The sequence below is a fragment of the Microbacterium sp. NPDC090225 genome (assembly GCF_044772365.1).
Classification (GTDB): Bacteria; Actinomycetota; Actinomycetes; order Actinomycetales; family Microbacteriaceae; genus Microbacterium.
The window spans coordinates 1,907,387-1,931,791 of record NZ_JBIVYS010000001.1 but is presented as its reverse complement, the minus strand read 5'-3'; the positions used below and the strand labels follow the sequence as shown (position 1 = coordinate 1,931,791).

Below are 24,405 nucleotides of genomic sequence, written 5' to 3'. Positions count from 1 at the left end.
CGTGTGCCCTGCAGGGAAGATGCCGTGTCAGCAGCCGGGGGCGGTGGGTTGTTCGGTGCAGGTGTGGGCGACGAGGGCGGTGTGGGCTTCGTAGATGCGGATGCGTTGGGTGGGTCCGGGGGTGGTGAGGGTGCCGTCGAGGGGGATCCAGCCGGTGCCGAGGTCGATCTCGGCGGTGTAGTGGATGGTGACAGTGGTGTCGTAGGTGCCGCGGTCGGTGTAGGTGTGGCTGGTTGCGGTGGGGGTGAACTGGGGTTGGCCGAGGGTGTCCCAGGTGGCGCCGCCGGTGGTGGTGTGGGCGGTGGTGCCGTCGCCGTAGGTGAAGTCGTAGCCGGTGGGGGTGAAGCGGGCGGTGAGGGGTGCGCCGAAGAGGGTGCCGGTGCGGGTGTGCACGGATGCGGTGGCGACGAAGTTCGTGGGCAGTCCGGCGATGCCGACGTTGCCGGGGTCGGCGGTCGGGGTCGCGGTCGCCGGGGTGAGGGTGACGAGGTCGGTGATCGAGATCGTCGGGGCTGCGGGGGCGGATGCCGGGGCCGGGGTTGAGGGTTCGGCGCGGCTCCGGGGCTCGAGGCAGACGCGTGCGCGGCCGGCGTCGGCGCGGCAGCGTTCCAGCTCGCTCGGGCCGGTGTCGACCGGGGTGCCGGGGGAGCCGGAGTTCGAGGGGGACCAGGAGGAGGACGGGGAGCCGGGCGACTGAGCGGCGGATTGCGTGCCGGTCACGGTGATCGATGTGCCGTCGTTTGCTACCCCGCATCCGCCAGAGACGATCGACCCTTGCGAACACCCCGCACTTGCTGAAGCCAGCAGGGGGAGTGAAATCGCGATGGTCAGAGACACGATCAGCCTTCGCATACCGTCCCCGTGCCTACCTCATACTTCGAGATCAACAATGACGAGCTTGACCCGACGAACGTGACGACGATGCTGTAGACGTCGCTCCGTTCGGCAGGGGTGACATCTTTTCCGGCAGCGTCGATCACGTGCGCCGACGTGATGTCGAGACATGCGATGCCAGTCACGGTTGCTTGCACCGCATCGATGGTCGTCTCGTCTCCGACGAACCCAAGAACGACCGTGTCTCCTTCGATGTGTAAGCCAGACGCTTCGAGTGCACGGCTGTTCTCGAGTTCAGACTCGAGAATCGTGCCGGTGAGGTAATCATGCGAGTCAGCGCTGGCATCGCCTCCATGCTCTGCATTGACGGCGTCTATGTACTCCCGATACACCTCCTCGGCGGCGGCGAACGCCTCCTCCTCACTCGCGAAGGCGGGGGTCGGAGTGGGGGAGGGCTCCGGGGCGGGCGCGCAACCGCTGAGAGCGGCGGCGGCCAGGACGAGAGCGAGGGTGGCAGCGGGGTATCGGGTCGACATCACCGCCACAAAGTAGCCCGATTCTGAGCGCACCCGCGGAAGTTATCCACAGGCCGTCATCGGGCATCACGGAGTGGGACCCTTCGACAGGCTCAGGGACCCAGTTGTGTGGGAGCGGGCCCTTCGTCTCGCTTCGCTCGCTCAGGAACCGAGTGGGGCGGGCCCGTCTCGCCGCGCTCGCTCAGGAACCGGACCGGCGGCATCCGTTTGCAGGGAATGACGACGGATGCAGGGAGGAATCGGGGTTTTCTCCCTGCAGATGTGATTCGTCCCTGCAGATGGCGCGCGCTCACTCAGGGGCGGGGCGCGGCAGCCACACCGTCACGATGAGGCCTCCGGCGGGGCGGGGCGTGAGCACGAGCGAGCCGTCGTGGGCCTGGGCGATGCGCTCGGCGATCGCGAGGCCCAGTCCGACCCCGACGTGGTCGTCGCCGCGGGCGCGCTCGGCGCCCCGCTGGAACGGTTCCACGAGCAGGTCCAGGCGATGGGCGGAAACGATCGAACCCGTGTTCTCGACCACGACCGCGAGCCCCTCGGGGAGGTCGTGGGTGCGCACGGCGACGCGTCCGTCGAAGTCGAGGTTGTGCACGATCGCGTTGTGCACGAGGTTCGTCACCAGTTGCTGCAGCAGCGCCGCCGACCCCGAGACGACCGCAGGAACCCCGCCGACCTCGATCGTGACCCCGCGTCGGTCGGCCAGGGGCAGCAGCGCCTCGACCGCCTCTTCCGACACGAGCGACAGGTCGACGGGTTCGTGCGTGAACGACCGCCGGTCGGCACGGCTCAGCAGCAGCAGCGCCTCGGTCAGTTCGATCGCCCGGACGTTGACCTCGCCCAGCCGCGAGATCAGGGCGTCGACGTCGCGATCGGGATCGGTGCGGGCGACCTCCAACAGCGTCTGCGAGATCGCGAGAGGGGTGCGCAGTTCGTGCGAGGCGTTCGCCGCGAACCGGCGCTCCTCCTCGACGTGCGCCTCGATCCGCTCGAGCATCGCGTCGAAGACGTCGGCCAGGTCGCGGAACTCGTCGCTCGGACCCTCCAACCGCACCCGGTGCGACAGCGACCCCTGGGCCGCGAGTTGTGCCACCGCACCGATGCGCGACAGCGGCGCGAGCATCCGCCCGGCCAACAGCCACCCGCCGACGAGCCCCACCGCGATCAGCCCGATCATCGCCCAGGTCGCGAACGGGGTGAACGCCCGAACGAGGTCGGAACGGTTGGGCACGAAGATGCCGTTGCCGGGGTCGATGTTCTGATCCGGCACGTACCGCAGCAGCCACAACCACACGACCGCCAGCAGCACGAAACCCGCCAGCGCCACCACCCCGGCGTAACTGACGGCGAGTCGCAGTCGGGCGCTCACCCCCCGACGCCTAGGCATCGGCATCCGCTCCGGCATCCGCCGCCGCACCTCCGGCATCCGCGCGATCCCCGGCATCCGTCGCGATCCGATACCCGACGCCCGGCACCGTCACGATCACCCAGGGTTCCCCGAGGCGCTTGCGCAGCGACGACACGGTGATGCGCACGGCGTTGGTGAAGGGGTCGGCGTTCTCGTCCCAGGCGCGCTCGAGCAGCTCCTCGGCGCTCACGACCCCGCCTGCCGCATCGACCAACACCTCGAGCACCGCGAACTGCTTGCGGGTGAGCGCGACGTACCGCTCGTCACGAAAGACCTCGCGGCGGAACGGGTCGAGCCGCAGCCCCGCGACTTCGAGCACCGGCGGGCGGGCGCGCTCGCGGCGCCGCCCCAGCGCACGCAGCCGCAGCACGAGTTCGCGCAGCTCGAAGGGTTTGGTGAGGTAGTCGTCGGCGCCGAGCTCGAACCCCGAGGCCTTGTCGTCGAGGCGGTCGGCGGCGGTGAGCATGATGATCGGGATACCGCTGCCCGAAGCGACGATCGCGCGGGCGATGTCGTCGCCCGACGGGCCCGGGATATCGCGGTCGAGCACGGCGATGTCGTAGGAGTTGATGTCGAGCAGTTCCAAAGCGACGTGCCCGTCGCCGGCGATGTCGGCGGCGATCGCTTCGAGCCGCAGCCCGTCGCGGACGGCCTCGGCGAGGTAGGGCTCGTCCTCGACGATCAGCACACGCATGGCTGCGATCCTACGCACCCGCACATATCGGGAGCATATGCAGAACCGCATACGCCCCGGCAACAGCCCGGCGACTGCACTGGGGGGATGAACAGCACCACCTCCACCACCCGCCGTGCGCGGCGGATCGTCTGGTCGGCGATCGCCTTGATCGTCGCCGTCATCGCCGCCTTCGCCGTGCAGCAGTCGCTCGCCGCCGCGGATGCCGTGCTCTCCCACAGCTTCACCGCCGGTCCCGGGCCCGATGCCTCCACCGACGACAGCGCCGCCGAGACATCGACGGGTGCCGCTTCGATCCCGCCGGGAGGATCGGTGCTCGCTCCGAGCGACGCCGACGGTGTGATCCGCGACGGCGACCAGCCGACCGTGTTCGACACCGACCGCGTGGCCGTCGGCAACCTCGACCCGGCACTGCTCGACGCGTTGCAGCGCGCGGCATCCGACGCCGACGTCACCTTCCTCGTCAACAGCGGCTGGCGCTCGGCGGCCCTGCAGCAGCACATGCTCGACCAGGCCGTGATCAGCTACGGATCCGCCGAGGAGGCCTCGCGGTGGGTCGCGACCCCCGAGACCTCGCTGCACGTGTCGGGCGAGGCGGTCGACCTCGGCGGTCTTCCGACCCTCGACTGGCTCGCCCAGCACGGCGCGGGCTACGGGCTCTGCCAGATCTACGCAAACGAGCCCTGGCACTACGAACTCCGACCGGATGCCGTAGCTCAGGGCTGCCCCGAGATGTACGACGACCCGACCGACGACCCGCGGATGCAGCGATGAGCGCGGTCATCGAGGGCGTCGCGCTCTCGCGACTGCACGCACCGACGCTCACCACTCTGCCCGCGGCGGTGGCGGCGAACGTCGCGCGCGTGCGCGCCTCCACGCACGCCGCGATCATGGCGGTCGTCAAGGCCGACGGCTACGGACTCGGGGCCGTGCCGATCGCGCGGGCCGCCGTCGCCGCCGGGGCGACCTGGCTGGGAGTGACGGATGCCGCCGACGCCGTCGAATTGCGCGAAGCCGGGCTCACGGAGCCCATCCTCGCGTGGCTGAATCCCGCGGGTGTCGATGCGCGGCTCGCGCACGCATCCCGCGCCGACATCGCGGTGGGCTCGGTCGAGGAACTGCGACAGCTGTCCGCGGATGCCGTAGCTCCCGTGCGCGTGCACCTGCACCTCGACACGGGCATGGCCCGCGGCGGATGCCCGGTCGACGACTGGGCCGAACTGCTGCGCGTCGCGCGGGCGGCGCGCGGGCGGATCGACGTCGTCGGTGTCATGGGGCATCTGCCGCGGGCCGACGCCGGCGATCCGTGCGCGAACGCGGCGGCGGTGCGGCGGCTGCGCCAGGGGAGGGATGCCGTGCTGCGGGCCGGCTTCGGGCCCCTGATCGTGCACCTCGCCGCCACCGCCGGGACACTCACCGACCCCGCGACCCATTTCGACCTGGTGCGGATCGGGGCCGGCCTCGTCGGCATCGATCCCTCCGAGACCACAGTGCTCGCCGGGGCCGCGCGGTGGACGGCATCCGTCGTGCACAGCGCGCGCGTGCCAGCGGGAACCGCGGTCGGGTACGGCGGAGACCACATCGTCGAGCGCGCGACGTGTCTGAGCGTGATCGGCGTCGGATACGCCGACGGGATTCCCCGCGAGCTGTCGCCGGCGGCGGGAGTCGCGATCGAGGGGGCGCGGCATCCGATCGTCGGGCGGGTGTCGATGGATCAGATCGTCGTCGACACGGGCGATGCCGAGGTGCCGCGCGGCACGGAGGCGGTACTGCTCGGACCCGGCGGCGGTGCCGAGCCCTCGCTGCAGGACTGGGCGCGCTGGGCCGGAACGATCCCGCACACCATCCTCACGGGCATCGGCGCGCGCGTGCAGAGGAGCATCGCATGACGGTGCACGTGCTGGTGATCGGGGGAGGACAGAACGCCGAGCACGAGGTGTCGCTCGCCTCCGCGGCGGCGGTCGCGGCGGCCCTGCGCATGGGCGACCACGCGGTGACGTGCGTCACTATCGACCGTGACGGGATCTGGCGTGCCGACGGCATCCGGGCGGGGGCCTCGGCGGCGGAATCGCTGGCGCTCGCGATGCCGCTGATCGCGCGGGCCGACGTCGTCTTCCCTGCGGTGCACGGCTCGCCCGGTGAAGACGGCGCGCTCGCGGCGCTCTGCGCGCTCGCCGGAGTGCGCGTGGTCGGCTCGGGGGTGCGCGCCGGCGCGCTCGGGATGGACAAGTGGGCGACGAAGCTGGTGGCGGATGCCGTCGGCATCCGTACTGCGCGGGGGCGGGTGATCTCGGCCGACGACATCGGCGACGTGGAGTTCGACGGTGCGGTCGTCGTCAAGCCGGTCTCGGCGGGGTCGAGTCACGGGGTCGCGCTCGTGCGCGACGAGGCCGAGCTCCTTCCCGCGCTGCGCGCGGCGGCGCGGCTCGACCGCCGCATCCTCGTGGAGGAGGTCGTGCGCGGGCGCGAGATCGACGTCGCCGTGCTGTGCGAGGCGGGCGGCATCCGCTGGGCGGCGCCGCCGCTCGAGATCCATGCCGAGGGCCTCTTCGACACGGCGACGAAGTACGACGGGACGGCGCGTTTCACGGTCCCGGCGCAGCTCGCGTCCGACGAGGTGGCGGGCCTCAAACGGGCCGCCCTGGCGATGTTCGACGCCCTCGGGTGCGGGGGTCTCGCCCGCATGGACTTCTTCCTCACCGACGACGGGCCGGTGCTCAACGAGGTCAACACCATGCCGGGGCTCACCGCCGCCTCGCAGGCGCCGCGCATGTTCGCGGCCGCCGGTGTGGCGTATCCCGACCTGGTGGCGCGGCTCGTGAAGGGAGCGAGGGTACCCGGGGCGCTGGGTCCCTGAGCCTGTCGAAGGGTCCCGCCCCCTGGCCGACTAGAGCCGGTCGACGGCCGTGACCGTCACGACGGCCTCGCCGGCCTCATCGGATGCCGCGAGGTCGACCGTCGCCGAGATGCCCCAGTCGTGGTCGCCGGCGGGGTCGTCGAAGATCTGACGTGCCGTCCACGCCGTCTCGCCGGGGGTCAGGATGAGCAGCGCGGAGCTGCGGGCATCCGCCCCGGTGAGGATCTGGTCGTGCTCGGCGAAGTAGGCGTCGAGGGCGTCGTTCCAAGCATCCGCTCCGAAGGCGGGATCGAGTTCGGCGAGGGCGTCGACGTCTTCGCGCGCGGCGAGCTGCACCCGCCGGAACAGCTCGTTGCGCAAGAGGGTGCGGAACGCGCGCACGTTGCTCGTCAGGCGCTTCGGCGCCGGCGGCACGATCTCGTCGGGGGAATCCACGCGTCCGTTGTCGATGCCGGCCCGCAGTTCTTCCCACTCGTCGAGCAGGCTGGAGTCGACCTGGCGCACGAGCTCGCCGAGCCACTCGATCAGGTCGCGGAGGTCTTCGGTCTTGAGCTCTTCGGGGATGGTCTGGGATGCCGCGCGATAGGCATCCGACAGGTAGCGCAGCACCACGCCCTCCGAGCGCGCGATCTTGTAGAAGGCGACATATTCCCCGAACGACATGGCGCGCTCGTACATGTCGCGCACGACCGACTTGGGGTGCAGTTCGAAGTCGCGGATCCACGGTTGCGCGGCGCTGAACGTCTCGAACGCGGCGGTCAGCAGCTCGTCGAGCGGCTTCGGATAAGTGACCTGCTCGAGCAGTTCCATGCGCTCGTCGTACTCGATGCCCTCGGACTTCATCGCCGCGACCGCTTCGCCGCGAGCCTGGAACTCCTGCTGGCTCAGCACCGCGCGCGGATCGTCGAGCGTGGCCTCGACGATCGAGATCATGTCGAGGGCGTAGCTGGGCGACTCCTCGCCCAAGAGCTCGAACGCCGCGAGGGCGAACGGGGAGAGCGGCTGGTTGAGGGCGAAGTTCGGCTGCAGGTCGACGGTGAGCCGCACTTCGTCTCGTCGCTGCGCTCCTCGCTCAGCAACCGGGCCTTGTGGGATCTGTTCCACCACACCGGATTCGAGCAGGGTGCGGTAGATGCCGATCGCGCGCAGAGCGAGTTCGCGCTGGCGTGCGCGCGGCTCGTGATTGTCGTATACCAGCGCACGCATATTGCCGAACACGTCGCCCCCGCGGCCGATGACGTTGAGCATCATCGCACTGGTGATCTGCATGTGCGAGGTGAGCGTCTCGGGCGTCGCGTCGATGAGCTTGCGGAACGAGGGCTCTCCCCACGACACGAATCCGTCGGGCGCCTTCTTGCGGATGATCTTGCGCTTCTTCTTCGGGTCGTCGCCCGCTTTGCGGATGGCGGCGAGATTCTCGCTCTCGTGCTCCGGCGCCTGCGCGACCACGGTGCCGGCGGTGTCATATCCGGCGCGGCCGGCGCGCCCTGCGATCTGGTGGAACTCGCGCGCGTTCAGCTGGCGCATGCGGGTGCCGTCGAACTTCGTGAGTGCCGTGAGCAGCACCGTGCGGATGGGCACGTTGATGCCCACGCCGAGCGTGTCGGTGCCGCAGATCACCCGCAGCAGACCGCGCTGCGCGAGCTGCTCGACGAGGCGGCGGTACTTCGGGAGCATCCCCGCGTGATGCACGCCGATCCCCGCCCGCAAGAAGCGCGAGAGCGTCTTGCCGAACGCCGTCGTGAAGCGGAAGGAGCCGATCAGATCGGCGATCGCATCGCGCTGCTCCCGGGTCGCGACCTTCGTGCTCGACAACGCCTGCGCCCGCTCCATCGCCGCGGCCTGCGAGAAGTGCACGATGTAGATCGGCGCCTGTCCCGTGCCCAGCAGATCGTCGATCGTCTCGTGGATCGGGGTCTGCTCGTAGAAGAAGTGCAGAGGTACCGGGCGTTCGACGCCGGTCACCGTGGCGGTGCCGCGCCCCGTGCGGCGGGTCAGGTCGGACGCGAGCTCGGTCACATCGCCGAGTGTGGCCGACATCAGGATGAACTGCGCCTGCGGCAACTCGAGCAGCGGCACCTGCCACGCCCAGCCACGGTCGGGGTCGCCGTAGAAGTGGAACTCGTCCATCACGACCTGGCCGACCTCGGCATCCGTCCCCTGCCGCAGCGAGAGATTCGCGAGGATCTCGGCCGTGCAACAGATGATCGGAGCATCCGCGTTGACCGACGAGTCGCCCGTGACCATGCCGACGTTCTCGGCGCCGAACACCTCGACCAGTGCGAAGAACTTCTCGCTCACCAGGGCTTTGATCGGCGCGGTGTAGTAGCTGCGGCGTCCGTCGAGTAGGGCGGCGAAGTGCGCGCCGATCGCGACGAGCGACTTTCCGGTGCCGGTCGGGGTCGACAGGATCAGGTTGTTGCCCGAGACGATTTCGATGATCGCCTCGTCCTGCGCGGGGTAGAGGGTCAGGCCGGTCGACTCGGCCCACTCGACGAACGCCGTGTAGACGGCATCCGCATCGGATCCGTCGGGAAGGGTGGCCGGGTCGAGGAGGGATGCCATGGTGCTTCGATCATCCCATCCGGCGCGGGCGGTCGCCGCAATCCGAGGAATTGTCCGACCGCTTGCGTACCCAACTCAGGAAGAACACGGCGTCGGCGCACGAGAACAGCCCGATCCGACCGAATCACCACCGTTCTTCCTGAGTTAGGTACAGGCCTCCGGCTCCGCCCCGAGCCGGCTCCGCCCCCAGCGGATGCCTCAGACCGAGGTCGCGGCGCGCAGCGCGATGCGGATCATGTCGCCGAACGTCTGCTCGCGCTCCTGCGCCGTGGTCTCCTCGCCGGTGACGATGTGGTCGGAGACGGTGCAGATCGCGAGCGCGCGGCGGCCGTGGAAGGCCGCGAGCGTGTAGAGGCCGGCGGCTTCCATCTCGACGCCGAGGATGCCGTGCTTCACGAAGGGCTCCGTGAGTTCGGGGCGCGTGCTGTAGAACTGGTCGCTCGAGAACAACTGGCCCACGTGCACGGCCGAATCGAGGTCCTCCGTCTCGCTCGCCTCGACCGCCGCGCGCAGCAGGGCGAAGTCGGCGACGGGGGCGTAGTCGAGTCCGTGGAAGCGCACGCGATTGATACCCGAGTCGGTGCTCGCGGCGTTCGCGATGATGATGTCTCGCACCTTCAGCTTCTCGGTCAGCGCGCCGCACGATCCGACGCGCACGATCGTCTGCACGCCGTACTCCGCGAACAGCTCGTTCGCGTAGATCGCCATCGAGGGCTGGCCCATGCCCGAACCCTGCACCGAGACGCGGTGGCCCTGCCAGGTGCCGGTGAACCCGAGCATCCCGCGGGTCTCGGAGTACAGCTCGGCGTCGTCGAGGAACGTCTCGGCGATCCACTTGGCCCGCAGCGGATCTCCGGGGAAGAGGACGATGGGGGCGATCTGACCGGGCTCGGCCGCGATGTGCGTGCTCATGCTCCCAGGGTAATCAGCCGCCGGCGCGACGCACCATCTCGCCGATCCAGATCGGGGCGAAGGGTGAGGTGCAGCCGGGAGCCGTCGGGTAGTCAGCGAGCACCTGCAGGCGGTCGCCGATCGCGAGGGCCCGCTCGCGCAGCTGCGGGTGATGAATACCGATCTGCGCGAGCGTCTCGTTCATCGACCACTGCGGCCGTGCCGGGGCATCCTTCATCTGCGCCTCGATCAGGTCGAGCAGATGATCGAGGTCGAGGCCGTCGGGGTCCTTGACGACCCGCACCGACGTGAGCGACCAGGCCGCCGCGGCGACGGTCGGATCGGCGTCGTCGAACCAGCGCAGGCGCATCTGCTCGGCGAGCGGGGTCTTCTTGGCGACGTAGTTCACGAACCAATCGTTGACCTTGGGCCGGTCGGTCTCGCGGAGCATGGCGTCGAGTTCGTCGGCGGTGAAGTCCTTCGGGCGGCAGACGAGCAGGGCGAGCAGTCGGGCGGGCGTCTCGCCCGTCGCCCACAGCTCCTGCGCGAGCGGCTGGTCGGTCTTGATCTTCTTCGCGACCGCTCGCAGCCGGCTGAGGTTCATGCCGTGGTCGTCGCCGCGCTTCTCGTTGGCCGCCCGCATCTTCGGGTCTTCGAGCGCGGCGAGCTCGGCGAGGGCCTGGTCGAGGGTGACGTCGCTCATGAGACCAGGGTAGGCGGCGCGGCGGACATTCGGACGAGCGGATGCCGTCGCCGGATCAGTCCTCGTCGACGAGCTCGCCGCGGATGCGCCGGAGGTCCTCCATGAGCGATCCGATGAGGATCCAGTGCTGGCTCGACGGCGGCCGGATCACGAGCGGTGCGGTGAGGGCCGGGATGGCGGAGGTCAGCGTCTCGGGCTCGGGGGCGACATCGGCGATCTGCACGGCGAGGCGCACGTCGTGCCCGGCTCGTCGAAGTTGCTCGGCGATCGCGATCACCGCGGGTTCCTCGCCGATCGAGTCGTCGTAGTGGTCGGCGTAGGCACGGGTCATGCCGATCACCTGGGTGACGATCGGCGAGAGCCGCTCGAGCAGCGCGCGCATCTCCCGCAGATCCGCGCGGTGCGTGGACCGTCGGGGATTGAGAGTGAGCGATTCCTCGCCTGCGGCGATCGCGGCATCCGCGGCATCCTTCATCGGGCGCAGCAGGCGGGCCTCGAGCATCAGTTCCTGCATCCGCGCCGGGGGCTGCGGGTGCGGGAGGGCGTCGGCCAGCCGGTCGAGGCTCGCCGCGAGTTCGGCGCCGAGCAGGCCGAGGTGGTGACGTGCGGGTGCGACGAGCACGGGCGGCACGATCAGGGCGTTCACCACGATGCCGATCGCGACGCCGATGAGCGTCTCGATGATGCGGGCGAACGCGTACTCGGGGCTCGACGAGCCGAGGGCGAGCACGAGCATGGCCGAGATCGCGACCTGGTTGCCGGTGCCGGGGGAGGCGCGGAAGATCCACGCCACGAGCATCGCGACGACGATCGCGAGCAGCACGATCCAGCTCGGTGAGCCGAGGAGCAGGCCCAGACCCATCGCGATCACGACTCCCGCGATCACCCCGATGCTGCGTTCGAGAGCCTTCGAGAGTGATTGGTTGACGCTCGGCTGCACGACGAGAAGCGCGGCGATCGCCGCGAACACGGGCAACTGCGAGGGGAAGACCCATCCGGCCACGAGCCAGGCCGCGATGGTCGCCGCCGCGGATTTCACGACCTGCAGCAGCGGGGATCGCTGGCTGGCGCGGATCGCGGCGGGAATGCGCATGTCCCCACGGTAGTCCCGGAGCGCCGCTGCTCGCGGCCCGCGCGGGAACGGGTGGATGCTTCGACCAATTGCTGATATACCGGCGTAACCAGTTAGTGGTTCGATGTACCCATGGACCAGGGACAACGGCTGCGCGGTGAGACCGTCGCGGTCTGGGCGACGGTCGTGTGCTTCGTGCTCGGCACCGTCGCGGGATTCGTGCTCCTGGGTCCCGAGCCTCGGATGCTCATCGGCAGCGGCTCTCTGGCGCTGCCCGCAGCCTCCGCCGCCGGTGTCATCGCCGGCGGCGCCTTCGTCGTGAGCACCCTTCGGCATCGCCGGAACGAGACCGCCCCCATGCCGCGGTGGCAGCGCATCATCACCGATATCTCGGCGATCGCTCTCACCGTGGCCTTCGCCGGTGTCGCGGGCATGGGAGTGCTCCTCGGCACCCAGGTGTTGGCGATCGGTCTGCAGGGCCTCGAGCTGACCCTCGTCGGCGGCGCCCTCGTCACCGGTTTCGCGGCAGCCGTGGGCGGACGCTTCGCCTTCGCCGCGGGCATCGGGTTGCGCACGGCCGACCTGTCGAGCATCCTGTTCGGCTATCTGGTGATCGGCACCCTCTTCGCGATGGTGACCGCCGCCGACCCCCGTTGGTGGGAGATCAACTTCTCGCAGCTCGGGATGGGCGACGATGCCTGGGCGTTCAACGGCACCCTGGTCGTCGCCGGTGCGCTGGTCGGCACGGTCGGTGCGTACATCGGCCGCGACCTGCACCGCATCCTCGGCGACCCGGCGCTCGGACGCATCGCGGTCACGTCAGGACTGTGGATCGTCACGGGGTTCGCGCTCGCCGGAGTGGGGCTGCTGCCGCTGCACCGCTTTCCCGACGCGCACAACATCGTGGCTCCCATCACCCTCCTGTTCTTCGCGGCGTCGATGACCGTGACCGCGGTCGTCGTGCCCGGGGCGCCGCGGGCGCTGAGCATCACCACGATCGGAGTGGGTGCGCTGGTCACGGTCGCGTTCGTGCTGTTCGCGGTGTTCGGGCTCATCACGATGACCGCGCTCGAAGCGATGGCGGTCGGGCTCGGACTGCTCTGGATGACGACCCTCGTGCGCGTGCTCGCGATCCTCTCGCCCGACGTGCCGCGTCCGTCGGCGCGTGCGCACCTGCTGCACGCCTAGCCCGATCGCCGGGCCACCCCTCTGCGGTCCAGCCACCCCCTTCTGCCCCGTGCAGCAGGGGGTGCTCGCGCATAAGGGGGTGGGTCGGCCGAAGATAGGGAATCCGTCCGATGCCGGGAGGGGGCCTCAGAGCGTTGTCTAGGGATATCGATAACGAGGAGGCGTCATGTACGAGCAGACCTATTCGCACCAGGTGGTCACCGCATTCGAGCAGCAGCAGCGGGAGTGGGCGATCGAGCGGCGCCGGTCGATCCGCGAGCACACCGACCAGATCGTGCCGCGCCCGGTGGGCGTGATCGGGCGGATGCTGGGGCGTCGGGCGAGTGCGGTCGCGGTTGCGCGTGGCCGGCGTGAGGCACGTGCCCCGCAGGGTCCGACGACGGATGCCGCGCCTGCGCGCAACCGCGCCGCCGGCGTGCCGCGCGAGCCGGTCGCGGCCCGGTGAACCCGGTCGTCGCGCTGCGCCGAGACCGAACCGGCGCCGGCGATCGGGCGAGCCCGGCGGATGTCGGAGGGGAGTGGCACGATGAAGGCATGTCCTCCTTCGCGCCGAGTTCCGCGATGGTCGGGCGCGATGCCGAGATCGGCCTCGTGCGCCGGCTCTTCGACGGTGCGGCCGAGGGGGTGCCGGTCGGTGTCCTGATCGACGGCGAGGCCGGCATCGGCAAGTCTCGGCTGCTGCGCGAGTTCGCGATCGAGGTCTCGACGCGTGCCGATGTGCACGTGGGCTGGTGCCTCGATCTCGGCGCGGCCCGCACCGCGTACGGGCCCCTCACGGCGATCCTGCGCTCGATCGTGGGGCATCTGGGTGCCGAACGCGTGCGCGAGGCCGTCGGCGTCGGTGCCGAGGCCCTCGGCATGCTGCTGCCTGAACTCGTCGACGAACCCGCCGACCGCGCGCGCACGAGCCCCGACCGCCTGCGCGACGCGATCGCCACGCTCATCGAGACCGCGGCCGAGGCGGCCCCGCAGGTGCTCGTGATCGAAGACCTGCACTGGGCCGACGAATCGACGCTCGCGCTCCTCTCCTTCCTTCTGCGCACCCTCGCCCGCGGACGTGTCCTCCTGCTGCTCAGCTGCCGCAGCGACGACGTGCGCCGGGGCGATGCCGTGAGCCGGTTCATCGTCGAGGCGACGCGCTCCCGCCTGATCGAGCGGGTCACGCTGCCGCGGCTCGACGGCGACGCCGTGCGCGCCCTGGCCGAGCAGCTCACCGGCCGCTCGGTGTCCGACGGCGCTCTCGCCCGCATGCAGGAGCGCGCCGAGGGGGTGCCGTTCTTCGTCGAGGAGATCGCCGACTGCACGACGGGTCCGCTGCCCGACGGCCTGCGCGACGTGCTCCTCACCCGCTTCGACCGGCTCGGAGACGACGCGCAGCGGGTGGCGCAGGTCGCTTCCGGCGCCGAGCGCCCGCTCTCGCACCCCCTGCTGTCGATGCTCGCGGGGCTGCCCGAAGACCGGCTCGATGAGGCGATCCGCGAGGCGGCGCGCGGCGGCATCCTGGTGATCGATGCCGACCTCTACCGGTTCCGGCACGCGCTGCTGCGCGAGGCCGTGCACGACGACCTCCTCCCCGGTGAGCGGTCTCGCCTGCACCGGGCCTACGCCGAGGCGCTCGAGGCGGAGCGCGACGGGACCGACGGCGTCGACACGGCGTCGCTCGCGCACCACTGGCATCTCGCGCAGGACGAACCGCGGGCGCTCGTCGCTTCGATCGACGCCATGCGCGATGCGAAGGGGCGCTTCGCCTTCGCCGCCGCCGCGCGCTTCGGCGAGCTCGCGCTCGAGATCTGGCCGAGCGTGCCCGAGGCTGCGACCGTCGCCGGGCTCTCGCACGTCGACCTGCTGCAGACGCTCGGGTCGGTGCTGCGCAACGCCGGAGACGGTGAACGCGCGCTCGCCGTGATCAGCGCGGCGCTCGACGAGATCGACCCCGCGACCGTCGCGCCGCGGCTCCACGCCCGCCTGCTGCGAGACAAGGCGCAGTACCTCGCCAACCTCGGGCGCCCCGGGGCGATCCCGCTCACCGAGCAGGCACTCGACCTCGCGGCGCGGGTCGGCGACGATGCGCTGCACGCCACGGTGCTCAACCAGCTCGCCAGCCGCTACATGGTCGCCGGCCGACTGCACGATGCGCTCCGCGTCGCCGACGAGGCCGAGCAGATCGCGAGCCGTGCGGGCGACCGCGATCAGATGTCGATCGCCGCGAACGTGCACGGCGTCTCGCTCGCGCACCTGGGCGACATCACGGGCGGCATCGTGGAGTTCGACCGCGCGCGCGACCTCGCCCGCAGCTCCAACGCCGACCTGCGCTACCGCGTCAACTACTCCGACGCCCTCACGCTGCTCGGTCGCTACGGCGAGGCCGTTCTCATCGCCGAAGAGGGCCTCGCCCTCGCGCGATCGCTGGGTGTCGGTCGCAGCTCGGGCTCGATCATGATGCAGAACATGTCGGTCGCCCTCTTCGAGCGCGGCGAGATCGAGCGGGTCGATGAGATGATGTCGCGCGATCATCGGCAGGGAGCGCTGCGGGTCTTCCGCATGTACTCGAGCATGACCCGGGTGCGCGCCCTCGCCTGGCGTGGGCGGTCGACCGAGGCCGCCGACATGCTGCGCGAGTGGCGCCCGGCCTTCGTCGAGACCGGGCAGACCGAGCGACAGATCTGGTACGACCTCATCACGATGACGGTCGCCGTGGCCGAGAGCGCCGGAGACCTGCGCGGCGCGCTCGCCGAGATCGTCACGATGCTCGACGACGACGGCCCGGTGCTGCTGCATCAGCGGCGGCTGCTGCTGCAGGCTGCGGCGATCATCGCCGAACTGCGCGCCGGGGGCGATGACACCGCAACGGTGTCGGAACGGGTGGCGGATGCCTGGACGGCGCAGCCCGCCCAATTGCTCGCCGACTCGTGGTCGCCGATCGTCGAGTCGCTGCTCGCGCCGTCCGACACCGCGTTGCAGCGGGCGATCGACCTGGCCGAGGGTGAGGACGTGCCCGTCGTGTTCCGCGTGATCACCCGTCTCGAGCGGGCACGTGTGCTGCTGCGCGCGGGCGACCGTACGGCCGCGGCGATGCTGCTGGCCGACGCCGCGACGATCGCGCGAGCCCTCGGGCACGTCCGTCTCACGACCACGGTCACGACGTTCGCGCACGCGGCGGGGCTCTCGCTCGATGCGGTCAACGGCGACGGGTCGGGGCGCGGGCACGGGGAGGCGGCGGCATCCGCGTCCGATCCCGACGCCCTCACCGCCCGTGAACGGCAGGTACTCGAGCTCCTGGCCGAAGGGCTGAGCAACCGCCAGATCGGCGAGAGACTCTTCATCAGCGTCAAAACGGTGAGCGTGCACGTCTCGGCCGTGCTGCGCAAGCTCGGTGTCAGCACGCGCACCGAAGCGGCGATCGCGGCGGGTGCGCGCGTGCCCGCCCAGGTGAACTCCCGAGCGGGCGTGATACGGTGACCTTGCTCCTCCTTCCGGGGGATCGTTCATCACCGGCCCGCGAATCTCTACGAGACGTGTGCGGCCCTCAATACGGATCCGACTTCTGCGCCGATCGGTTCGGCACGGATTCCGAAAAACTCTCAGCTCACGCCTCCAGCCGGAGTGCGACACCCTGTACCCATCGGATGCTCCGGTGCGGTGCTGCGGCCGTGCATAACAGCGGCCACATCAAAAAGAAAGAAGAAAACACATGGCCACTGGCACTGTGAAATGGTTCAACGCGGAAAAGGGCTTCGGCTTCATCGCTCCCGATGACGGCACGGACGACCTGTTCGCCCACTACTCGGCGATCACCGGCAGCGGCTTCAAGGAGCTGCGCGAGAACCAGAAGGTCGAATTCGACGCTGAGCGCGGCCCCAAGGGCATGCAGGCTGCGAACATTCGCCCCCTCTGATCCCTCGTGATCGTATGAGGCCGGTCGGCTCCTTCGGGAGCCGGCCGGCTTCTTCGTTTCCGGGTGCGGCCTGTCGTCTCGCTCCGCTCGCTCGGGAACCGGGCCGCCGAGGGGGCTCGGGGACCACTGGAATACGGGTAACGATGCGGCCTCTCGAATTGAGGTTCGCCTAACTTCGGGTTACATTAGGTCAGCCTTACCAAACCGGCGCGACTCTGCGCCTCACCCCTCCTCAACCCGAAGGGATCTGCTGTGCGCACTTCTCGTCTCCTCGCCGTCGGCGCCGCCGCGGCACTCGCGCTGAGCCTCACGGCCTGTGCGACGTCCGCCACCGAGAGCGGTTCGGATGCCGGCGCCAACCCGGCCTCCGACGACGCCTTCCCTGTCACGATCGAGCACGTCTACGGTGAGACCACCATCACCGAGAAGCCCGAGCGGGTGGCGACGGTCGCCTGGGCGAACCACGAGGTGCCGCTGGCCCTCGGCATCGTGCCGGTCGGCTTCAGCAAGGCCAGCTGGGGCGACGACGACGACAACGGCATCCTGCCCTGGGTCGAGGAGAAGCTCGACGAGCTGGGCGGCGAAGAGCCGGTGCTCTTCGACGAGGCCGACGGCATCGACTACGAGGCCGTCGCCGACACGAACCCCGACGTCATCCTCGCCTCGTACTCCGGCCTGACGCAGGAGGAGTACGACACCCTCTCCAAGATCGCTCCGGTCGTCGCCTACCCCGAGGTCGCCTGGGGCACCCCGGTCGACGAGATGATCGAGATGAACTCGAAGGCCCTGGGCCTCGAGGAGGAGGGTCAGGCCCTCATCGAAGATCTCCACGCCGACGCCGAGGCCGCCCTCGAGGCGAACAGCGCCCTCAAGGACAAGAAGGTCATCTTCGCGTTCTTCGACCCGACCGACCTGAGCCAGATCGGCTACTACACGGCCATCGACACGCGCCCCGGCTACCTGCACGACGACCTCGGCCTGCCGTTCCCGTCGCTCGTCGAGGAGACCGCCGACAGCAAGGAGTTCTACCTGTCGGTGAGCGCCGAGGACGCCGCGAAGTTCGACGACGTCGACGTGATCGCCACCTACGGCGACGAGTCGCTCATCGCGACGCTGCAGGCCGACCCGCTGCTGTCGAAGATCCCGGCCATCGCCGAGGGACGCATCGCGATCCTCCCCGACGCCACCCCGATCGCGGCATCCGCCAACCCGTCGCCGCTGTCGATCCCGTGGGGTCTCAGCGACTACCTCGCCCTGCTGGCCGCGCCGCTCGCTCAGTAATCGATCAGTCCGCTCGCGCGGAGTGACACCTCAGTGACCGCCACCACCACCATCGCACCGGGCGCCGCAGACCTGCGGCGCCCGGTGCTGGTGCGCACGCTCTGGCTTCTCGCCGGAGTCGCGCTCCTGCTCGTCCTCAGCATCCTGTCGGTGTCGTTCGGCGTGCGCGCCGTGTCTTTCGACGACATCGTCGCGGCGTTCAGCGGCCACAGCGACACGATCGAGCAGGCCGCGATCGTCAAGCGAATCCCGCGCACGGTGCTCGCTCTGCTCGTCGGCGCCGCGCTCGCGCTCTCGGGTGCCACGATGCAGGCCGTCACCCGCAACCCGATCGCCGACCCGGGCATCCTGGGCGTCTCGAACGGCGCATCGCTCGCCGTCGTCATCGGGATCGCGTTCTTCGGGCTGGCGAACCCCTACGGTCAGATGGCGTTCGCGATCGTCGGCGCGGCCGCCGCCGCCACCTTCGTCTACACGGTCGGGTCGCTCGGCCGCGGCGGTGCGACGCCCCTCAAGCTCGCGCTCGCGGGCGCCGCCACCTCGGCCGCGTTCGCCTCGCTCATCAGCGCCATCATGCTGCCCCGCGTCGATCTGCTCCAGACGTTCCAGTCGTGGCAGGTCGGTGGTGTCGGCGGCGCCGAGTGGCCGCGCATCGCCCTCACCGCCCCGGTGCTCCTCCTCGGCGCCCTCATCTGCTTCGCCAGCTCGCGGGGCATGAACTCGCTCGCGCTGGGCGACGACATGGCCAAGGGTCTGGGCGAGCACGTCTTCCGCACCCGGATGCTGTCGGCCCTGGGCGCCGTGATCCTCGCCGGCGCCGCCACCGCCATCGCCGGCCCGATCGGGTTCGTCGGCCTCGTCATCCCCCACGTCTGCCGCATGCTGATCGGCACCGACCATCGCTGGCTGCTCCCGTTCTCGGCCGTCGCCGGTGCCGCGCTGCTGACCGCGAGCGACATCGTCGGCCGCGTGATCTCGCCGTCGTCCGAAGAGATCCAGGTCGGCATCATCACCGCGATCATCGGCGCCCCGTTCTTCATCTGGATCGTCCGCCGTCAGAAGGTGCGTGAGCTGTGACCACGACCGACCGCACGAACTCCTCGGGAAACCCCGGCGCCGCCGGAACCCCCGATCACACGCTCGACCGCCCGGAGCAGACGGCATCCGCCCGCGTCGCCGCCGTCGTCGCCGGACGCCGTGCGCGCCACCGCCGCCACGCGACCGCGACGATCGTGCTCGGCGCCATCGTCTTCGCGCTGTTCGCGGTCGCGCTCATGGTCGGCAACACCTTCTACACGCCGGGCGAGGTCATCCGCGTGATCCTCGGCGAGACGGTGCCCGGGGCCTCGTTCACGGTCGGCGACCTGCGTCTGCCGCGCGCGGTGCTCGCGATCCTCACCGGTTTCGGGTTCGGCATCGCGGGTGTGAGCTTCCAGACGCTGCTGCGCAACCCGCTCGCCTCGCCCGACATCATCGGCATCTCGGCGGGGGCGGGTGCGGCGGCCGTGTTCGGCATCATCGTCCTGTCGCTCAACGGCCCCGTCGTCTCGGTGTTCGCGCTGGCCGGCGCCGTGCTCACGGCGCTCGTGATCTACCTGCTCTCGATCAAGGGCGGCTTCGCGGGCACGCGACTGATCCTCATCGGCATCGGCGTCGCGGCCATGCTGCAGAGTCTCATCTCGTACATGCTGTCGCGCGCCGCGAACTGGGACATCCAGACCGCGATGCAGTGGCTCACCGGCAGCCTCAACAACGCCTCGTGGGAGCGGGTGCTGCCGATGGCGATCGCCGCGGCCGTGATCGTTCCGCTGATGCTGTCGCAGGGGGGGGCGCTCGGTGCCCTGCAGCTCGGCGACGACTCGGCATCCGGTCTCGGCATCCGCGTGAACCTCACCCGCCTGCTGTTCATCCTCGGAGCCGTCACCCTGCTCGCGTTCGCGACCGCCGCGACGGGCCCGATCGCCTTCGTCGCGTTCATGGCCGGTCCGATCGCCGCACGCATCACCGGCCCCGGCGCGAACCTGCTGCTGCCCAGCGCCTTCGTCGGCGCCGTGCTCGTGCTCAGCAGCGACCTGATCGCCCAGTTCCTGCTCGGCACCCGCTACCCGGTCGGCGTCGTCACCGGTGTGCTCGGCGCTCCGTATCTGATCTACCTGCTCATCCGCACCAACCGCTCGGGAGGATCGCTGTGACCGTCTCGCACAGCCTGTCGGCCGAAGGGGTCACCCTCTCCTACGGCGACCGCACCATCATCGACGGCCTCGACCTCACGGTCGCGCCCGGCAAGATCACGACGATCGTCGGCGCGAACGGATGCGGCAAGTCGACGCTCCTGCGCTCGCTGGCGCGCCTGCTCTCGCCGGCCGTAGGACAGATCGTGCTCGACGGTAAGTCCGTGCACGCGCGACCCACCAAGGAGGTCGCCCGCATCCTCGGCCTGCTGCCGCAGTCGCCGGTCGCCCCCGAGGGGATCGCCGTCGCCGACCTCGTGGGTCGCGGACGGCATCCGCATCAGAAGACGCTCGCCCGCTGGAGCGCCCACGACTACGAGGTCGTCGCCGATGCGCTCGATGCCACCGGGGTGACCGAGCTCGCCGATCGCAGCGTCGACGAGCTGTCGGGCGGCCAGCGCCAGCGCGTGTGGATCGCGATGGCGCTCGCGCAGGAGACCGACATCCTGCTGCTCGACGAGCCGACCACTTTCCTCGACGTCGCCCACCAGGTCGAGGTGCTCGACCTGCTCACCGACCTCAGCGTCGCCCGCGGCACCACGATCGTGATGGTGCTGCACGACCTGAACCTCGCCGCACGCTACGCCGACGAGCTCGTCGCGATGAAGGAGGGGCGCGTGCATGCGATCGGCGCCCCGGCCGACGTCGTCACCGCCGAGCTCGTCGAGGAGGTCTTCGGCCTCCCCAATCAGATCACCATCGATCCGGTCTCCGGCAAGCCGATGGTCACACCCATCGGGAGGCACCATGTCCGTTGAGACCACCACCGCCGAGAAGCCGGCCTACATCCTCGCCCGCGCCGAGGTGCGCCGCGTCGAACGCGTCTCGCCCAACTTCGTGCGGGTCACGTTCGGCGGCGACGACCTCGACGACTTCGGGACCCCGGGCGGTGTGTTCGATGCCCGCATCAAGCTGATCTTCCCGCCGGCATCCGGCATCCTGCCCCCGCTCGAACGCGACACCCCGGACTGGTGGGCGTCGTTCCTGGCCGTGCCCGAAGATGAGCGCGGCACCATGCGCACGTACTCGATCCGCGATCTGCGGGTCGATCCGGTCTCGGGCGACACCGAGGTCGACATCGACTTCGTGCTGCACCTCGCGCCCGGGCTCACCGGTCCCGCGTCGCGCTGGGCGAGCGCGGCCGAGGCCGGGCAGGAGCTCATCATCATCGGACCGCGCCGCGGCGTGATCGCGGGCGGCGGCACCGAGTACCGACCGGGCGATGCGCCGTCGGTCGTGCTGGTGGGCGACGAGACCGCGGCCCCCGCGATCGCGCGCATCCTCGAAGACGCCCCGCGCGACCTGCGCGGCACGGCGTTCATCGAGGTTCCGTCGGCCGCCGACGAGCTCGCGATCGATGCCCCCGCCGGCGTCGAGGTGCACTGGCTGGCGCGCGACGCCGACCAGGCCCACGGACTCCAGGTCATCCCGGCGGTGCTCGCGCACCTCGGTGATGCGGATGCCTCGGACGAGATCGCGGTCAAGGACATCGAGAGCGACGATCTGCTGTGGGAGACGCCGGCGTACTCGGGGCTCGGCGAGGAGATCGCGGCATCCGATGCCCCCGGCGATCGGTACTTCTGGATCGCCGGCGAGAGCGGTGTGGTCACGACGCTGCGCCGTCACCTCGTGAAGGATCTCGGCATCGACCGCGGCCAGGTCGCGTTCATGGGCTACTGGCGACGCGGCGTCGCCATGCGCGGCTGAGTAGCCCGTCACGCACAGTGCGGGATCGATATGTCACGTCAAATACCTCTGAGGCGTGACATATCGATCCCGCAGCGGATGCCGGCGAGCCGGGCTTACTTCGCGAGGAAGTCCTTCAGGGCGGCGTTGACCTCGTCGGCGTGGGTCCAGAGGAGGCCGTGCGGGGCGCCTTCGACCTCGACGTACTCGGCCGCGGGAACCGCCTGGTGGAAGCGGCGGGCGGTGGCGTCGATCGGGAGGATGTTGTCCTTCGTGCCGTGCAGGATCAGCGTGGGCTTCGCGGCGGCGGCCACGGCCTCGACGTCGGCGCGGAAGTCCTCGATCCACGACGAGACGACGGCGTAGGCGGCGACGGGGGCGCTGCCGATCGCGACGTTCCAGCTGCCGGTGACGGCCTCCTGGCTGATGCGCGATCCGAGGTTCTCGTCGAGGTTGTAGAAGTCGTTGTAGAACTGCGTGAACCAGGCGAAGCGGTCGCCCTTGGCTGCGGCCTCGATGCCGTCGAAGACGTCCTGCGGCACGCCCTCGGGGTTGTCGTCGCGCTGCACGAGGAAGGGCTCGAGCGAGGCGAGGAAGGCGAGCTTGGCGACGCGGTCGGCGCCGTAGCGGCTGACGTAGCGGGCGAGCTCTCCGGTGCCCATCGAGAAGCCGACGAGCACGACGTCCTGCAGGTCGAGGGTCTCGAGCACGGTGTGGAGGTCGGCGGCGAAGGTGTCGTAGTCGTAACCGGCGTTCACCTTCGACGATCCGCCGAAGCCGCGGCGGTCGTAGGTGATGACGCGGTAGCCCTGGGCGAGGAGTTCGCGGGCCTGGCGCTCCCAGCTGTGGCCGTCGAGCGGGTAGCCGTGGATCAGGACGACGGGCTGACCCGAACCCTGGTCTTCGTAGTAGAGCTCGATCGGGGTGCTGTTCTCGTTCCCGACGGTGATGTAACCCATGATCCTGATCCTTTCGATGAGGTGAGAACGATCGTTCTCGCTCGATACGTCCAACATAGAGAACGATCGTTCTCATGTCAAGTAGACTTCTGTCATGACCGAAGACGAGGCACGCGAACGCATCCTCTCCGCCGCCGAGGAGCTCTACTACCGCAAGGGATACGCGGCCGTCGGCATGGACGAGCTGCGTCAGGCCGCCGGCGTGTCGCTGCGCCGCCTCTACGGCCTCTTCCCCGCGAAGAACGACATCGTCACCGCGGTCCTCACGCGCAAGCACGGTGAGTGGGAGTCCGGCCTGACGGCCGCGGTGACGGATGCCGGTGACGACCCCCGCGCCCGCCTGCTCGCCGTCTACGGGTACCTCGAGGACTGGTTCTGCACCGACGACTTCCGCGGCTGCGCCTTCATCAACGCGTTCGGCGAACTCGGCGGCACGAACCCCGAGGTCGCCGAGATCGTGCGCGCGCACAAGGCCTCGTTCCAGGAGTACATGTCGGGCCTCGTCGCGAGCACGGGAGCATCCCCCCTGCTCGCCGCGCAGCTGTCGATCCTCGCCGAGGGTGCGCAGAGCACCGCGGCCATCTCAGGCGACGCGGAGGTTGCGGTGCAGGCGCGCGGGGCGGCCGAGGTGCTGATCGACGCGGCCGTCGCCGGCTGACCTCCGAGCCCATTCGCTAGCCAGGCTAGACAATTGCCAGGCGAGAGTCAAGGGTCCTGTGCAGCGGTCGCGAGGTCGGTAGCGTGCGTCGCATGGAGACACAGACGACGGGCATCGCCCGACAGAGCCTGGTCATCGCCGCGGCATCCTTCATGCTGATCGCGGCGGCCGTCGGAGCGGGGGCATTCGGCGGAGCATCCGTCGACGACCTGCAGGACGGCGCACTCTCGGCTCAGGGGTCGTACCTCGCGCCCGCCGGCCCCGCGTTCTCGATCTGGTCGCTGATCTACATCGGCCTGCTCGCGTACACGGTGTGGCAGGCGCTGCCGGGGCAACGGGCGGATGCTCGGCAGCAGGCCGTCGGCGGATGGATCGCCGCCTCGATGGTGCTGAACGGCCTCTGGCTGGTGACCGCGCGGTTCCTGACGCTGTGGCTCACGGTGATCGTGATCGCGCTGCTGGTGGCGGTGCTCGCCCGGGTGATCGTGTTGCTCGGGAGGTTCCCGGCGAAGAACCTCGTCGACCGCATCCTCACCGACGGTGCCAACGGGCTGCACTTCGGGTGGGTGACGATCGCGACCGTGGCGAACACCGCGGCGTGGTTCACGCAGATCGCGCCCGAGAGCTGGGCGCAGCAGGCCGACATCTGGGCCGTGGCCGTGCTCGTGGTCGTGGCGGTCATCGGCGTCGCGGCGGCTCTCGTCACCGGGCGCATCGCTCCGGCGCTCGCGACCGCCTGGGGCCTGGTGTGGCTCGCGGTCGGACGTTTCACGGACGCGCCGGAGAGTGTGCCGACCGGCATCGCCGCGATCGTCGTGGCCGTGGTGCTCGTGCTCGCGGGCGTGATCGGGGTCGCGCGGGGGCGGGGCCCTTCGACAAGCTCAGGGACCCAGTAGCTCAGGGGCCCGGTGATGCGGGGGCGGGGCCCTTCGACAAGCTCAGGGACCCAGTAA

At 70.1% G+C, this 24,405-nt stretch carries 23 protein-coding genes; 14 read left to right on the top strand and 9 right to left on the bottom strand.

The features are described 5' to 3' along the window. Positions 1 to 27 precede the first annotated feature (27 nt). From ACIQTT_RS09135 to ACIQTT_RS09120, 4 genes are all read right to left on the bottom strand, one after another. Positions 28 to 720 (bottom strand): hypothetical protein, encoded by a 693-nt coding sequence (locus ACIQTT_RS09135; protein ID WP_402788745.1) that lies wholly within the window; start codon positions 718 to 720, stop codon positions 28 to 30. Positions 721 to 839: 119 nt separating this feature from the next. Then, positions 840 to 1,403, bottom strand: coding sequence for a hypothetical protein (locus ACIQTT_RS09130; RefSeq protein WP_402788743.1), 564 nt, complete (start codon positions 1,401 to 1,403; stop codon positions 840 to 842). A gap of 256 nt (positions 1,404 to 1,659) precedes the next feature. Next, positions 1,660 to 2,733 carry a sensor histidine kinase gene (locus tag ACIQTT_RS09125; RefSeq protein WP_402788741.1) on the bottom strand — a complete coding sequence of 358 codons (1,074 nt, stop codon included), beginning with the start codon at positions 2,731 to 2,733 and terminating at the stop codon, positions 1,660 to 1,662. A gap of 10 nt (positions 2,734 to 2,743) precedes the next feature. Next, positions 2,744 to 3,466: a response regulator transcription factor gene (locus ACIQTT_RS09120; RefSeq protein ID WP_402788739.1), complete on the bottom strand. Its 723-nt coding sequence runs from the start codon at positions 3,464 to 3,466 to the stop codon at positions 2,744 to 2,746. A gap of 87 nt (positions 3,467 to 3,553) precedes the next feature. Between ACIQTT_RS09120 and ACIQTT_RS09115 the strand changes: the two genes are divergently transcribed. From ACIQTT_RS09115 to ACIQTT_RS09105, 3 genes are read left to right on the top strand one after another with little or no spacing between them, the layout of a single operon-like run. Continuing rightward, a complete protein-coding gene (locus ACIQTT_RS09115) occupies positions 3,554 to 4,240 on the top strand; it encodes a M15 family metallopeptidase (RefSeq protein WP_402788737.1) in 687 nt (228 codons plus the stop codon). Then, positions 4,237 to 5,355 (top strand): alanine racemase, encoded by a 1,119-nt coding sequence (gene alr / locus ACIQTT_RS09110; protein ID WP_402788736.1) that lies wholly within the window; start codon positions 4,237 to 4,239, stop codon positions 5,353 to 5,355. The genes ACIQTT_RS09115 and alr overlap by 4 nt, the downstream gene beginning before the upstream one ends. After that, on the top strand, positions 5,352 to 6,323 hold the full coding sequence (locus ACIQTT_RS09105; protein WP_402788734.1) for a D-alanine--D-alanine ligase: 972 nt from the start codon (positions 5,352 to 5,354) through the stop codon (positions 6,321 to 6,323). The genes alr and ACIQTT_RS09105 overlap by 4 nt, the downstream gene beginning before the upstream one ends. Positions 6,324 to 6,353: 30 nt before the next feature. Here ACIQTT_RS09105 and ACIQTT_RS09100 read toward each other — a convergent pair whose 3' ends face one another. The 4 genes from ACIQTT_RS09100 to ACIQTT_RS09085 all read right to left on the bottom strand — a co-directional run bounded on the left by ACIQTT_RS09100 (position 6,354) and on the right by ACIQTT_RS09085 (position 11,575). After that, positions 6,354 to 8,888, bottom strand: a complete 2,535-nt coding sequence (locus tag ACIQTT_RS09100; RefSeq protein ID WP_402788732.1) for a DEAD/DEAH box helicase — start codon at positions 8,886 to 8,888, stop codon at positions 6,354 to 6,356. 198 nt (positions 8,889 to 9,086) lie between these two features. After that, on the bottom strand, positions 9,087 to 9,800 hold the full coding sequence (gene deoD / locus ACIQTT_RS09095) for a purine-nucleoside phosphorylase (protein ID WP_402788730.1): 714 nt from the start codon (positions 9,798 to 9,800) through the stop codon (positions 9,087 to 9,089). Between the two features lie 13 nt (positions 9,801 to 9,813). After that, positions 9,814 to 10,482, bottom strand: a complete 669-nt coding sequence (locus ACIQTT_RS09090) for a DNA alkylation repair protein (RefSeq protein WP_402788728.1) — start codon at positions 10,480 to 10,482, stop codon at positions 9,814 to 9,816. A gap of 55 nt (positions 10,483 to 10,537) precedes the next feature. Further along, positions 10,538 to 11,575, bottom strand: a complete 1,038-nt coding sequence (locus ACIQTT_RS09085; RefSeq protein ID WP_402788726.1) for an aromatic acid exporter family protein — start codon at positions 11,573 to 11,575, stop codon at positions 10,538 to 10,540. 111 nt (positions 11,576 to 11,686) lie between these two features. Between ACIQTT_RS09085 and ACIQTT_RS09080 the strand changes: the two genes are divergently transcribed. The 9 genes from ACIQTT_RS09080 (at position 11,687) to ACIQTT_RS09040 (ending at position 21,856) form a co-directional block, all read left to right on the top strand. Next, positions 11,687 to 12,742, top strand: coding sequence for a DUF998 domain-containing protein (locus ACIQTT_RS09080; protein ID WP_402788724.1), 1,056 nt, complete (start codon positions 11,687 to 11,689; stop codon positions 12,740 to 12,742). Between the two features lie 166 nt (positions 12,743 to 12,908). Beyond that, a complete protein-coding gene (locus ACIQTT_RS09075; RefSeq protein WP_402788722.1) occupies positions 12,909 to 13,187 on the top strand; it encodes a hypothetical protein in 279 nt (92 codons plus the stop codon). 89 nt (positions 13,188 to 13,276) lie between these two features. Then, a complete protein-coding gene (locus tag ACIQTT_RS09070) occupies positions 13,277 to 16,201 on the top strand; it encodes an AAA family ATPase (RefSeq protein WP_402788720.1) in 2,925 nt (974 codons plus the stop codon). A gap of 232 nt (positions 16,202 to 16,433) precedes the next feature. Beyond that, positions 16,434 to 16,637: a cold-shock protein gene (locus tag ACIQTT_RS09065; RefSeq protein ID WP_247623732.1), complete on the top strand. Its 204-nt coding sequence runs from the start codon at positions 16,434 to 16,436 to the stop codon at positions 16,635 to 16,637. 252 nt (positions 16,638 to 16,889) lie between these two features. Next, a complete protein-coding gene (locus ACIQTT_RS09060) occupies positions 16,890 to 17,918 on the top strand; it encodes an iron-siderophore ABC transporter substrate-binding protein (protein WP_402788717.1) in 1,029 nt (342 codons plus the stop codon). Positions 17,919 to 17,951: 33 nt separating this feature from the next. Next, positions 17,952 to 18,995: a FecCD family ABC transporter permease gene (locus tag ACIQTT_RS09055; protein ID WP_402788715.1), complete on the top strand. Its 1,044-nt coding sequence runs from the start codon at positions 17,952 to 17,954 to the stop codon at positions 18,993 to 18,995. Then, a complete protein-coding gene (locus ACIQTT_RS09050) occupies positions 18,992 to 20,110 on the top strand; it encodes a FecCD family ABC transporter permease (protein ID WP_402788713.1) in 1,119 nt (372 codons plus the stop codon). Before ACIQTT_RS09055 ends, ACIQTT_RS09050 begins: the two co-directional genes overlap by 4 nt. Beyond that, complete coding sequence (locus tag ACIQTT_RS09045; protein ID WP_402788711.1) at positions 20,107 to 20,907, top strand: ABC transporter ATP-binding protein; 801 nt, start codon at positions 20,107 to 20,109, stop codon at positions 20,905 to 20,907. Before ACIQTT_RS09050 ends, ACIQTT_RS09045 begins: the two co-directional genes overlap by 4 nt. After that, a complete protein-coding gene (locus ACIQTT_RS09040) occupies positions 20,897 to 21,856 on the top strand; it encodes a siderophore-interacting protein (RefSeq protein WP_402788709.1) in 960 nt (319 codons plus the stop codon). The genes ACIQTT_RS09045 and ACIQTT_RS09040 overlap by 11 nt, the downstream gene beginning before the upstream one ends. A 95-nt stretch (positions 21,857 to 21,951) precedes the next feature. On the opposite strand, the gene ACIQTT_RS09035 is transcribed toward ACIQTT_RS09040, so the two are convergent. Then, complete coding sequence (locus tag ACIQTT_RS09035) at positions 21,952 to 22,794, bottom strand: alpha/beta fold hydrolase (protein WP_402788707.1); 843 nt, start codon at positions 22,792 to 22,794, stop codon at positions 21,952 to 21,954. Positions 22,795 to 22,888: 94 nt separating this feature from the next. Between ACIQTT_RS09035 and ACIQTT_RS09030 the strand changes: the two genes are divergently transcribed. Beyond that, positions 22,889 to 23,452, top strand: coding sequence for a TetR/AcrR family transcriptional regulator (locus tag ACIQTT_RS09030; protein WP_402788705.1), 564 nt, complete (start codon positions 22,889 to 22,891; stop codon positions 23,450 to 23,452). 92 nt (positions 23,453 to 23,544) lie between these two features. Next, on the top strand, positions 23,545 to 24,348 hold the full coding sequence (locus ACIQTT_RS09025) for a tryptophan-rich sensory protein (protein WP_402788703.1): 804 nt from the start codon (positions 23,545 to 23,547) through the stop codon (positions 24,346 to 24,348). Positions 24,349 to 24,405: the final 57 nt, after the last annotated feature.